The following is a 12,798-nucleotide window of genomic DNA, read 5'->3' as shown; positions in this document are numbered from 1 at the left end:
CAAACAACCAACCACCAAGGACAAATGACAAATGACCAATCCCCCCCGTTAAGGCACATCACACCCCAAGTTCGGTAATCGGGGGTGGGATTCGACCCGGACCTCTTGTTGATTATCGCTACCGGCAGCAATCAGCAGATGGTCACCGACTTCTTTAAGATCGACACTATTAAAGTTTTTATTTTTGGCCCGAATAATTTGCTCTCCCTGGGACAGGGCGCGACTGCCATCGATATTGAGCGGCCACAACATCACCCTGCCGTCATCGCCGCCACTGACGAGGTAACAGCCATCTTCACTCAACGCGACCGATCGCACAGGTTGGCCGTTGTGACCGTCATTCCATTGTTGGATTCTTTGACAATCGGAACCCCCGTTCAAACAGGGCTGCATATTCCATAGGGTAATATACCCTTGGTTATCGGCAGTGGCGAGCAGGTTGGGGTTGAACTCGGCGGTATCCAGACTGTTAATATAGGCATCTTTTCCCCCTCCCCGGTACGGTACGACCGTTTCAGTCTGGGTTTGCCAATTCCAGAGAATCAACTGATTTAACTGTCCCGCCACGGCTAAGATGCGATCGTCATTGCCCACAAATTTCAGGGCATAAACAGCAAAGTTAAATTCTTTGAGATTCGATACCCTTGCACCCAAGTTGGAATCAGTCCGTTCCAAGTCTCTCAAGTCCCATTGTAAGACTGTTCCACTCCCATGACCGCTAAATAAAGAGCGAGAATCTTGGGTAAATTCTAAGGCAAATACCCGGTCATCTCTTTGATAAACAAAGGAGTGAAACGGGTCCGGTCGTTTTTCGGTCAAATTCCAGAAGTGAATTTCCCCATTTTCTAACCCAGTGGCGACCCAATTATTGTTAACCGGACGATACTGCACCACCCGCACTGCTTTTTCCGCAAGTAAGTCGCTACAGCCTGGGGATTGGCAATTAGTGCGGTTTTGAAAGGGACGAGTCAGCCATTGCCCGAGTCGATTCCCTTTGTTCGGGAATCTTTGCATTTCTTGGTTGACGATGGGATTAAAAAAGCCAGGGATGTTCCATTCGATGATGGTTTGGTCATTGGAACCGCTAATGAGTCTTTCCCCCACCCCATTAAATTTCACCGTGTTGACGGGTTCATTATGTCCAAAAAAGGGATTTTTGGAATTGAGCCAGGATAACCACCACAGAAGATAGAGGAGGAAGAGTCCGCCTAGGAGTTGGACGGCGAGGGGGAGGACGGGTTTAACGACTAATTCTAGGGTTTGACGTTCATTGCGGGTATCCACCCGGGGATCGGACCAAATCCCGGTTAAATCTAGGAGGAGTTTCCGGCTTCTCCCGAACCAGGGCCGCTTTTTGCTGGCGGTTAATAGGAATTCGACCGTTTCTTCCGGGGCGATCGCACTGGCTTCTGGGATGAGGGTGAGGTTACATTCCACAGAATTGTCTCCCGCCATTTCCAGGGTTGCTTCCTGGGGTAAATTGCTGGCATTTTTGGCTTCCAGACTGTAGGTAACCGGGTCAGACTGCCAAAATTTCCAGCCGAGTTTACTGGGAATGGTGCGCTGTTTGGGGGTGGAGGTAAACTCCACAAACCCCATTGGCATCAGTTCTAGGGAGCCGCTGACCTGAGAGGCAGGGCCATTATTATGGGTGGCTTCAATGATGAAGGGGTAGGCTTGACTGGGGGCCGTGGCACCAAAGGGGGCTTGATAGGTAAAGGTGGTTTCGACCGATTTACCCGGAGGGACTTGTAAGCGGCGTTCTCCGGAAAGCGGCAGCCATCTGGGGTCGATCGCCACTTCGGTGAGGAGGGCATTGCTCAGGAGTTGACCCGGGTTAGAAACCCGCACGGGAACTTCGATGCGACTCCCGGGATTGATTTGAAATTGTTTGACCGGGAGTTCCAGTTGCAGGGCAATTAATCCCGTTCCCCGTTCCACCACTAATCGGAGAATTTCCCTTGTTTCATCCGGGAGTTCCATGGAAAAAACACGCACCCGGATGTTCATCATGCCCACAAATCCCGGGACTGGGGTATTGAGAATGGAGATTTGAAACTGGGTGGCGGCACCGGGGGGTTTTTTGCTGCTGGCGGTGGGGGAGATGCTGTACCAGTCGCCATTGCGATCGGCCGCGGCACCGGCAGCGACGAGTTCGACTTGAAAGCTGGCAAAGCGATCGCTGCCATTCACCACCGTGACTTCAAACGATGCTGGGACTCCTCCCGGTTGGAAATGGAGTTCTTTCGTTGAGACAATTGTATTAATTACTGTAGTTGCCATGCTATTGCTCTTGTCTGAAAAATTATTAAAATTACAAGCCAAATAACGTCGCCATGCGGTTGCGGATCCAGCCCAAGGGGTTTTGATTGAACCCCTCTTCATCATCTAATAAACCCATTTTTTGCAGCAGTTCTTTTCTCGATTCTAATTCGGCTTTGTGTTCATGCAAAGCTTGGGCAATTTGTTCGGCTAAATCTTTATAATTCCTTAAGAGTTTTTGCAACCCTTCCCGGTCTAGCACAAATAAAACCGTATCTTCTCGGGTTCTTACCGTGGCCGTTCGGGGAATTCCTAGCAGCAAGGAAAGTTCACCAAAGAAAGTGCCAACGCCCAAATTGGTGAGAAATTTATTAATTTTTTCCACAAAAATTTCCACCGACCCTTCCAGGATAATATAAAACGCATCTCCGGGCTCATCTTCCCGACAAACATATTCACCAGGATATAATATTTTGCGATATCCCATCTCAATTAACTGCTGGATTTCCGCATCGCTGAAACTGTGGAAATAAGAGACTTTTTTTAACAGTTCAGCTACATCAATTTTTTGAAATTCTTCCGCTTTGCTGCGAGTACGCTTAGATTGAACCAGCAACTGTTGAAAGTAAGTGCTATCGCTCATTTGAGTTAAGACCATAGCTTTTTTGGCTTTATCCGTCTCGTTTTGAAGCAAGCTTAACTGGTCTTTAAATCCTTGCTCACGCGCATAGATTTTGTTGGCCATATCTTGAAAGATTCGTGCCAATTGACCCACTTCATCGGAACGGTTGAGCACATCGGTTAAACTATTGGGGTCAAACTTACCCAGTTCGATATCTTGGGCGGTGGCACTGAGTCGTAAGAGGGGTTGAATTAACCACCGCGCGATCGCAATTCCCAACAGAGTCGCCCCGACCAATCCAACTAATGACAAGGCAAGCGTATTGCGAGTATTTTCATAAATATACCCCATGAAATCTGATTCCGGGACGATCGCCACCACGAGCCAGTCCAAACCCCGACCATCCTGGACGGGAGTCAACGCCACCAGTTGCATTTTCCCATCGAGGGAAAATTTAAAATTCTGGGGAGTCTGAATCGTATCCAGACGATTAAACCGTGCTAATAACTCTCGTGCAGTGCCTTGAATCGTGGGATTAGCACTCTCAATCGCCAAGATTCGATTAGAATTCCCCGGTTCTTCCGTGGATCTATTTTCCCCCTCAACTAACCGATTATCGACCACCGAACTCGCCACAATTGCACCGGACCGTTCAACAATAAAAGCCGCTCCTGCTGGAGAAATTTCTAAACTGTTTAAGAAATCACTGAGTTGATTCAGGGAAATATCAATTCCCAACACCCCTTGTAGGGTTCCCCCTGACTCATAGACTGGCGCAACAGCGGTAATCCCCAAGACCGACTCTTGGAAAGCAAAAGGGTAAATCGGACTCCAGCTCATTTCCCCCGTTGCTTTCGCTTTCTGATACCAGGGTCGTTGGCGCGGATCATACTCACCGATACTGATTTCCCCGAGTCGATTCCCCTGCTCATCCAGTTGATAGGTTTTGCGGATGGGACCGGCTTCTTGTTCCCGAACCCGCAGCACTCGGTTTCCATCCTCGGTTAAGTTAATCTCAATAAACTCACCGGCTTCATTCCCATAAAAAGAAGAGCTGATGGAATTATCCCAAACGGTTTGATACCACAAGTACCGTTCTAATTGTCTTAAATTTTGGACATCTAAATTGCCACTGCGAATCGCTGCTAAAGTTAATTCATTGAAAACCTGGGGGTTTTTCATATAGATGGCGACTTCGGACTCAATGCGATCGCTGACCTCTTCACTTAACTTGCGAACTAGCATCTCAACCGACTGCTGTCCACTGCGAAAGGAGAGCCATCCAGTCACTCCGACGGCGACAAAAATTGGAAAAACGATTAGGGCGGGTAGAACTTTGCGGATTGAAACCATCTTTTTTCCCCTTATGCGGCTTAAACTTACCCTGGCATCTGGCGGGCAACGGGACCGTTAATATCAAATCGAATCGGGTAGGGTGGGCGGTGCGAATTCTTTCGCTTTTTGTAATTGGGTGAGTTTCCGCCTGGTGCGGGCATAATGTAAAATATTAATGCCAATTTCTTGGGCGGTCCGAATCGTTTCTCGGCCTAAAGACAGTTTTTCATCTAATCCCCAAGCGGCGGATAAACTACCGATTAAAATGATAATCCCCCCCCCGGCTAAGATTTTTAATGCTTGTCCGTTGACCGTTGGTAACGCTGAAAATAGAAAAGGTTGAGTTCTCAGGGGGTGATTTCGACTAAGGGTATCTAGGTCTTCTAAAGGGAGTCCTAAGTCTCGGGCAAATTTTTTAAAGGCAGAAGAGAGAGTATTAATTTCCTCGCTTAAGGCATTTTTAATGGAGATTAATTCTTCTTCTAAGGACTTTTTAATTTCTAGGTGATTTGCCCGATATTCATCCCGAGAACCGGCAGGGGTTTTTCCGGAGATTTCATTGGGGTCGGTGGGAAGACTCAGACTCATTTCCAGGCGCGCGATCGCCTCTTGCAATTGGTACTGTAATCCAATCAATTCCTCGACTTTTGTCCCCTTAATGGATGCCTCCACTAACAGCACTCCCCCCATTTCTATATACTGCTGTAAAATGTCAAACTCCCCAGGAGTGAGGGATAGAGAAGGTTGGGTTTTAAAATATAAGACATCGTAGGTCACTAAGTCGTTAATCTCCGAGGGAGAATTTAACGTAAACTGCCCAATTTCATTAAACCCTTGCCAGACTGGATAAAGACCGGCGATCGCCTGACTCAGATAGGCCAAATTAGCATAAATCTGAGCATCTTCTGGGGTATTTTTAACCACCTGGGCTAACCGCACCACCGCCTGGGTTCGCGCATTCGCTTGGGGTCGATACCGCAGGTCTAAATGATTCACCCCAGGAAACCAAGCATCTAAAGCGATCGCAAGTTCCACCTCTCCCGGTTGCAACAAAATTCGACATAGTTCGACCTCCCACTCTGCCGGAGGGCTGTTTTTTTCATCAATTCTAAAGGATTCGGTGACAATATCTCCATTCCCATTTTCCGCCCGCACCAATCCATCGGGGTCTACATAACTAACCACCAGATAAACCATCAACGGTTTTCCCATCAGCGCCGCCGAAGTAATCCGAAAATCAATGGGTTCCGGAATCACAATCAAATTTCCAAACAAATCAATCGCAATTCCCGGCTGAATTTGCACCCATCGTTTATCCCGATATTGGGAGGGAATATCATTGGGGGGTTCAATTAACCGCACCCCCATATCACTGACAATTCCCGGTTGATTCAAGGATTGAAAATGAGCATTTTGACGATGGCGGTGGTAATCATGAGCCAAGCGCCATCGTTCGGCATCAATTAACAGTCCATCACTGACGTGCAGCCGATTTAAAGGTTTGATATTAGGAGGGAGCCAAGGTAGTGTCATGTTAGGAAGTTACCAATTATAGGGTTGTTCTTTGTCATTGGTCATTAGTCATTGGTCATTGGTCGTTGGTCCTTTGGAGTTGTAGAGTAGGGTGGGCACTGCCCACCTTACAGTAGGTGGGCAGTGCCCACCCTACAATGACTACAATTACTCGCTACCAAGGACAAATGACCCAGGACTACTCAATGCGTTGGACAGTATTAACCGGATTGATATAAAGGTCATAAGTACAAAACGCCGGTTTTTCTTGTTCGATAATTTTTCTAACTAATCTTTCATCAATTTGGTTAGGATAGTCCGGTCGCAGTTTGACAATAAAATGATAGGGTTGTCCCCCTCCGATAATCGTATCTTGACCCAGAAGACTCCTGCCCATAACTAATCCCTGAGTAAAAACCTCTTGAATACTGATATGTTTTTCATCTTCGGGAAGATGTTCATCCAGAGGCAAATTGGTATAAAGATACAGATAAAAACGCAATCCCCGACGAGTGCCGCGCCAACGGTAGAGTTCGATCGCATAGCGGATGAGATACCGCTGTTGTGCCAGACTCAGGTGCGGGTCGATTTCCCAACCCACCCAGTAGGCCAAAAAGGGTAACAGGCTTTCTGGAGCCATCAGGGGGTCAAGGTAGGCCCAGATTGCATCCATTGCCTGAACTGTGGGTTCAAAACTCTGCTCAAAAATCGAGAGCAATCGACCGATGAAGTCTACTTCCTGGTAGAGTTCGGGTAAAAATTCCAGGTAGAGACTCCGGGGACGCAAGTAGAGGTTGAAGGCAGCGGAATCCCGATGTTCTCCGGTGCGATTTTCCTCGGTGCAGGAGACGCTCAAGTAGCCCTGAAAATCCAAAAGTGCAGGATTGGCACTGATAATCTCTGGACTCTCGAAGAAGTTGGGGGGAACGTTGAAGTAGAGGACCGCTTCCATCTGGCCTCCCGGAGGCAGTTCGTGACCTTCGGTTCCCAACTGACACCACTCTGGGGGAAAATTGCCCGTCACCGCTGCATTGACGGCAAGGGTGCGAAGGCCGATGTTTTCCAGTTTGACTAGGATTTCGCTGGGTTCTCCTGGATGCAACACCAGGTCACAGGGATTTCTGGGGGGTGGCAAGACATTCCTGCCGTTGACGGTGGGCGATCGCACCCCTTCGGCAATCTCCAAAGCTTCATGCCACCGTCCCACCGGCTGAGTCGGTGCTTCTGGCACTTGCATGGGCACCAATTGCAGTCTTAAGGGGAGGGTGTCACGGGCTTGAGTCATGATGGTTGAACCACGGATTGCACGGATTTTCACAGAGTTTAGATGACACTGATGGTGTGACCCGATCGCAGGGTATCATTGCGCCAGGAACAGACTAACCCCAAGGGACCGGGGTTGATTACGGGGTCTCGGGGGAGACTTCGCACCCAAACTCCGTTCCGGAGGCGCAGTTCAAAGAGTTGGACAGAACCGAGGTAGAGGACCCCGGGAATATTTTGCAGGATGGTGACGATATCGGAGGGATACACCGGACGTCCAAAGGGCCAGCCGGTCGCGTCCGGTCCTCCGGTGAGGGGGTTGAGAAAGCGATAGAGCGCCACCTGCATGGAAAAGATGATTTGCTGTTGGGCGCTGGGGTTTTTATATTCGGGTTTGAGGGCCACTTCGGTTTGCACCGATACCCCCATATAGTCGGGTTGGTTACATTTGACGGCGACTCCCAGTAAACGGCGCTCGTCCAGATAGGTCAAGACGCGATTGATCAGGACTGGGGAGAGGTTGAACAAGTCCGGGTCAATGCCTTCCCCGCGTTCAATGCTGAGGGTGTCCGGTTTGGGAACCAGGAGCATCCGCACGGTTCCCGCTTCGGATTTGTGGGTGGGGGGTAAGCAGAGGGTCCGGGCGACTGCACCGGCTCCTGCTTCCAGGGTGAGGGTTTCAAAGTCTTCTACAGTGACGGCCCGATCGCGGGTGCGGAGCATTCGCGGAGCGCGAATTACCGCTTCATCCAGGGATTCGCTATCGGCCCCCCCTCGTCCTGGCAGATGGTTAATCACCGCAGCGACATAAGGGACCGCTGATTTGACAATTAAAATGGTTCCGGCTTGGACATTCCCTCGCAGTCCGCCTCCGGTGCGGTAACTGACAATTTGAATATTTGCCCCTCGGGGGGGGACTGCTCCATATTGTCGTTCCATCGACTCGATTCCCGTCGCGGTCATCGGTTCAAAGGCATGGCGATCGCCCTGGCGTCCATTGGCTAAAGTCAAGGAACCCTGACGTGCACCTTGTTCCGATGCCCGCCAAGCCATTTTTTCCCGCAATTGCGTCGGTTCGCGGATCAGGGGTCCGAACTGAACTTTTCCCGTGAGGGAATCCAGGGTGTAATGCAAGTCTTCCGGCCCGGAGGTGGAAAAATCATTGACTTCTTGCCAGATTTGGGGTAACCCCCCGATGGGGGTGACGAGGATATATTCGTCTTCTCGTCGCGGCAGTACCGGCACCCCCTGGATCTGAAAGGTTTGGCCGGGATTGCCATCGCTTTCCCCGAGGATTTCATTGCGAATTAGAGTGCTTTGAGAAGCGGTGACACTGCCGCCAATGGACCGGGCGCTCAACCCGACAATGCGAGGCGATCGCGTATATCCCGCTTGATAAGTCCCCGGTTGGGTATAAACGCAGCGGATCCACCGACCTTGGTAGGTAAAAAAGTTCGTCACCGGCCAAGTTTTCGGGGTATGTAGCACCACATCAGCCCCAGAGAGGGGGTCGCCCCCTTGGCGGACGATTTCGCTAAAACTGAACCCTTGGGTTTTATCGTCCGATTCATGGAGGAGGATAGGTTGCCACCGTTCCCCATTCCACCCTTCCCACCGCCTCGGAGGCATCTCGGGGTTAATCCCGGTGGAGGTAGCAGCTTCCCCTTTCAGGGTGAGGGCGATGACATTTCCTTCGATGAGTGATTCTGAATCAAAGACGAGGTAAAAGCAATTGCCCGGTTCAGGAGTATCGTCAAAAAAGGGTAACTCTAACCCTTGCCATTCCCCAGTGCGTTCCATGCGCCAAGACCCGATGAAGCGATCGCGCAAAATCTGGGGTTCCTGTTCCGCTGACGGTGCCGTTAACAAATGCCGGATCCGAGGTTTCCCCACTGCCACCGGCGCATCGGTACTAAACACAATCGCCTCTTCCTCTTCCGTCCGCACCGTCGCCACCTCCGTCCCTACGGGAATCGTGTAATTCTCCGGTAAGGTGGCACTCATATAAAACGTCACCTCCGTTTTAGCCGGAGTGGGTGGACGTAAGCGCACCCCCAACAACTCTAAAAACGTCACATAATTCCGACGGGGCACCTGATTAAACCGGGTCAACATTTGGTCCGTCATCCAGGCGAACAGTTCCACCAGGGTTACCCCAGGGTCACTGGGATTATAGTTCGTCCATTCCGGACAGTAGCGCGGAATCCGCAGCAGGCATTCATCCACCAAGTCCTGAAACTTGCGATCGTCTAAATCTGATTTAGGTAAATTCGGTAAAAAATCAAAGTCCATAATGGTTATTTTTTATTGGTTTTTTGTCATGGATCATGGGTCCTTTGTGGTTTGTTTGTCCTGATTATTCAGGGCTACAAATGACAACGGACCAACGACCCCCGACCCCTTTAAGGGGAGTGCAAAAAATAAATCATCCAACTGTTCAACGTCCCCCCTTGACCGGGTTTCTCTAAAGATGACTCCTTGATGGAGTCACTCCGAACGTTTTAGCGGTTTTATTTTTTGGAGTTCCCTAAGATGACGGCATTAAATAAAAGGGATAGACCATGCTACGAGTCTCGTAACTGTCTTTGAGACTATATTCAATCCGAACCTCAACCCGACCTCGAACCGGATCGGGTTCGGTGTAAATTCCCTCGATTAGAATCCTCGGTTCCCACAATTCCAGAGCTTCTTCAATGTAGACTCGGATGAGTAAGAGGGTTTGAGTATTCATCGGTGCAAACACCAACTCCGACAGGCGCGACCCAAAATTAGGGCGGTAAACCCGTTCCCCCAATTTGGTATTGAGGATCAGCCGAATAGATTCCTCCACATTGCGGACATCGGAACTCAGTTGCATTTTGCCCTGGACATTGATCCGTAACGGGAATGACCATCCCGTTCCGACGTAATCCCGAGGCGGTTGGGGGTTGTAATCGTTTGCCATGAAACAGTTAGCCCACAGACTTTAGTCGCTAGTTTACTAAAATCTATAGACTTAGGAATATTCGCCAAAAGTCGAGTGTAGTGGACTGGCCGGGGAATTTCTGGGGGTTTTGGTCTTGAAGATGCGGTTGCTCAGAGGTCTGAAGATGACCCAACATCGTCAAGGAGTTGCAAGTCTGATCTGCAAGGAATGGTAGCCACTCGGTGATCCCTGACCCCTGAAGGGGTCACTACAAACTGTTTGTAAAACCGTTCTTAGTCACCCCTGAAGGGGTGTTCCCCGGTTACGGAGGTCCAACCAACACGGTCACCCCGGTGCCAACCACAGGTAACGTCAAGGGAACTGGAATCGGTGCCGGGACGCTCATCCCCACGGCCATTGTCATGGTATGCGCTACGGGACGTCCCATCGCCAACACCGTCACCGAAGCAGGCATCACCAAGGTCCCCGCTGCCATCGGTGCTCCGGCAACCGCATCCCCCATACAGGCGATCGGTCGTCCCATGACTAAAACCGTGGGTGCACAGGGTCCTACAATCGGACTCCCACCGGCTAGATCTCCTAATACTGCTACAGGAAACATGATTTTTCTCTAATTATGGGCTGGATCATTTAGTCCCCATTTTTAACGGCTTCACCGGGGACTGACCATTAGCCATAAGTCGCATTCTCCGGTATTTCAACAATTGAGGCGAATTAGGGGTGCTACAATCCCCGCAGTTACACCTGCCGTCACTTGGAATGAGGCCCCGGTGGTAATAGTCGCTCCAGCCGCACCAGTCAAACTTACCGAACCCCCTGCAGTGCCATTTAAGGCCATGCCTGCTAGGAGATCCAATTTACCCCCCGCTTTAGCCTCTAGGGAGGCCCCGGCTTGAATCGCAACTTTCGCGGCTGAACTGACATTGACTTCAGCTGCGCCACTAATGTCAACTTTAAGTGGGGATTTAATCTCGACTGCTTGTTTTCCGACCACTTCCACTTTCATCGCATCAATTTTAATCCCCGTATTGGATATTTCAATACTATTCGAGCCAACTTTCAGCACGATTTTAGTAGCGCCGGTGAGTTGAATTTCTCCTGCATTGACTTTGAGGGTGTTGCTGCTTCCCGAATTCCCCGTTTTCACGTTCATGTCCCCGGCAGAGGTTACCTCTATTTTTTTACTGCTATCATCCATTAAGACGGTATGACTGCCCTTGGTTTTAGCTTCAAGTTTTTTGTTTTTATCATCTAACAGCAGGTAATGAGACCCGCTGGTTTTCATTTCTATCTTTTTCTCCGTATCATTCAGATGCAGTTTATGTTTATCTCCTTCAACAGTCTCCATATAAATTCCTTTTTTACTGTTGCCTTTATCTTCTTCGACAAATTGCAATTTATGACCGAGACGAGTTTTAATCGTTCTGAGACGCACTTTTCCACCGGCGACGGATTCGGCTACTTTTTCTGGGGGTTTATCTTTGCCATTCCAGACGCCCCCGATGATATAAGGTCGATGAATATCTCCATGTTCAAAGGCAACTAGGACTTCATCGTTGATTTCTGGCAAGCAGTCAAATCCGCGATCGGGTCCACCCCCGATCGCCACTACTCGCGCCCAATTACTTTCATGTTCTTCTGTCAGGGTGGGAAATTTCACCCGCACTCGTCCTAACCCATCCGGGTCGTTATTATTAGATACCACTCCCACCATCATGGTTTGTCCCGGTTCTAGTCGGGTTTCTGGTGCGACGGTGGTGGAAATATCATCCGCCCGCAATCCTCTGACACTAAATTCGGTGGTATAAATCCCTTCTTGATACAGGTGGCGAGCTTCGGTAATATAGTATTTTCCGCTATATTTTCCCATGTCGGCAAATTGGACCAGTTTGCCGGTGCGGATGTCGGGATTCCCTTCGGCAACGGCATCGGCTTGGACAAATTCTCCACCTAATTCATTGCACAACGATTGGGCGATCGTATCGGCTTCTTTATTACTAAAAACAGGTTTATCCACGACTATCATCGTGGCTTTGGAGGGTTTTCCATTGAAGGCAGAACTGGTTTTTTTACCCTCTTGATATTGGGTAGTGGTCAGTACCTTGGCCGAATCAGCCTTAGAAACAATGGCTTTTTTTTGTTTATAATCCCATCCGCGTACCTCCACCGAACTCACTTGTTCTGTACTGGACACGCGCACTCTAAAACTATGGATATCCTGCAACCATTTTAACTCTAAGGTGCTGCCTGCTTTAGGTTTTCTAAAATTAAGTTTTCCATCCTGAACGAACAGTTCAAATCCATTGCGGGTTGCTCGTTCCCGCAGAAATTCCATGTTAGTTTGGTTCTCTTGAAACACATAATCATGGGGAGAACCACTGGAATCAATGGTTCCACTGGTGATTCCCACTTCCCCAATCACTTTTTTCAGGATATCCGTATCGCTCATATTTTGAAAGGACCGATTATATCTCCCCCGATGCAGCCGATGTCCCACGTCATAGCCGCGAATCAACATGGTAGCTTCTGAGGTTTCGGTAAAACTACATTCAATGGAGGTAATCTCTCCTTTAAATAGGCTGGCAGTGGTTTTTCCTTTGGAAAATTCCGGGGCTTCGGTGGTACTGGAACTAAACCCAATTTCGATGGGTTTACCAATGGCAAATAATTTTTCATGTCCCCAGGGTTCTCCCGTCCCGGGGAAGTAGTCATTGTTAATCATCAGGGTAAACATTCCCGGCTGATGAAGGCTTTCTTCTACGGAGATTTCTATAATATCTGCCCTTAATTTTTCAGAAGCCTCGGTTCCATCTATTTTTAAGCTAGGTTGAGCTAAGTAAGAGATTGCTGTCATGGTTCTTAATGTGGTTTTGGTATA

At 49.2% G+C, this 12,798-nt stretch carries 8 protein-coding genes; all 8 read right to left on the bottom strand.

Annotation, left to right across the window (positions count from 1 at the left end; genetic code table 11):
* Positions 1-48 precede the first annotated feature (48 nt).
* Positions 49-2,283 carry a hypothetical protein gene (locus NG795_RS04410; RefSeq protein WP_367287455.1) on the bottom strand — a complete coding sequence of 745 codons (2,235 nt, stop codon included), beginning with the start codon at positions 2,281-2,283 and terminating at the stop codon, positions 49-51.
* A gap of 31 nt (positions 2,284-2,314) precedes the next feature.
* Positions 2,315-4,237 carry a cyclic nucleotide-binding domain-containing protein gene (locus NG795_RS04405; RefSeq protein WP_367287454.1) on the bottom strand — a complete coding sequence of 641 codons (1,923 nt, stop codon included), beginning with the start codon at positions 4,235-4,237 and terminating at the stop codon, positions 2,315-2,317.
* Positions 4,238-4,300: 63 nt separating this feature from the next.
* Positions 4,301-5,752 (bottom strand): hypothetical protein, encoded by a 1,452-nt coding sequence (locus NG795_RS04400; protein WP_367287453.1) that lies wholly within the window; start codon positions 5,750-5,752, stop codon positions 4,301-4,303.
* Between the two features lie 178 nt (positions 5,753-5,930).
* Positions 5,931-7,016 carry a phage tail protein gene (locus NG795_RS04395; protein WP_367287452.1) on the bottom strand — a complete coding sequence of 362 codons (1,086 nt, stop codon included), beginning with the start codon at positions 7,014-7,016 and terminating at the stop codon, positions 5,931-5,933.
* A 38-nt stretch (positions 7,017-7,054) separates the two neighbouring features.
* On the bottom strand, positions 7,055-9,286 hold the full coding sequence (locus NG795_RS04390) for a putative baseplate assembly protein (RefSeq protein ID WP_367287451.1): 2,232 nt from the start codon (positions 9,284-9,286) through the stop codon (positions 7,055-7,057).
* Between the two features lie 235 nt (positions 9,287-9,521).
* The gene (locus NG795_RS04385) at positions 9,522-9,938 is read right to left on the bottom strand and encodes a GPW/gp25 family protein (protein WP_367287450.1); all 417 of its coding nucleotides are present in this window, start codon (positions 9,936-9,938) and stop codon (positions 9,522-9,524) included.
* 283 nt (positions 9,939-10,221) lie between these two features.
* Entirely contained in the window at positions 10,222-10,521 is a 300-nt protein-coding gene (locus tag NG795_RS04380; protein WP_367287449.1) for a hypothetical protein, read from the bottom strand.
* A 96-nt stretch (positions 10,522-10,617) separates the two neighbouring features.
* Entirely contained in the window at positions 10,618-12,774 is a 2,157-nt protein-coding gene (locus NG795_RS04375) for a VgrG-related protein (protein WP_367287448.1), read from the bottom strand.
* Positions 12,775-12,798: the final 24 nt, after the last annotated feature.

The organism is Laspinema palackyanum D2c, from assembly GCF_025370875.1.
GTDB classification, from domain to species: Bacteria; Cyanobacteriota; Cyanobacteriia; order Cyanobacteriales; family Laspinemataceae; genus Laspinema; species Laspinema palackyanum.
Note: the sequence above shows the minus strand (reverse complement) of the source record. Positions and strands in the feature narration are given on the sequence as shown.

What these genes read in the sequence shown, in the direction of transcription:
- NG795_RS04385 (WP_367287450.1), bottom strand. Translation starts at nt 9,938, where the DNA reads ATGGCAAACGATTACAACCCCCAACCGCCTCGGGATTACGTCGGAACG.
- NG795_RS04405 (WP_367287454.1), bottom strand. Translation starts at nt 4,237, where the DNA reads ATGGTTTCAATCCGCAAAGTTCTACCCGCCCTAATCGTTTTTCCAATT.
- NG795_RS04380 (WP_367287449.1), bottom strand. Translation starts at nt 10,521, where the DNA reads ATGTTTCCTGTAGCAGTATTAGGAGATCTAGCCGGTGGGAGTCCGATT.
- NG795_RS04375 (WP_367287448.1), bottom strand. Translation starts at nt 12,774, where the DNA reads ATGACAGCAATCTCTTACTTAGCTCAACCTAGCTTAAAAATAGATGGA.
- NG795_RS04400 (WP_367287453.1), bottom strand. Translation starts at nt 5,752, where the DNA reads ATGACACTACCTTGGCTCCCTCCTAATATCAAACCTTTAAATCGGCTG.
- NG795_RS04395 (WP_367287452.1), bottom strand. Translation starts at nt 7,016, where the DNA reads ATGACTCAAGCCCGTGACACCCTCCCCTTAAGACTGCAATTGGTGCCC.
- NG795_RS04390 (WP_367287451.1), bottom strand. Translation starts at nt 9,286, where the DNA reads ATGGACTTTGATTTTTTACCGAATTTACCTAAATCAGATTTAGACGAT.
- NG795_RS04410 (WP_367287455.1), bottom strand. Translation starts at nt 2,283, where the DNA reads ATGGCAACTACAGTAATTAATACAATTGTCTCAACGAAAGAACTCCAT.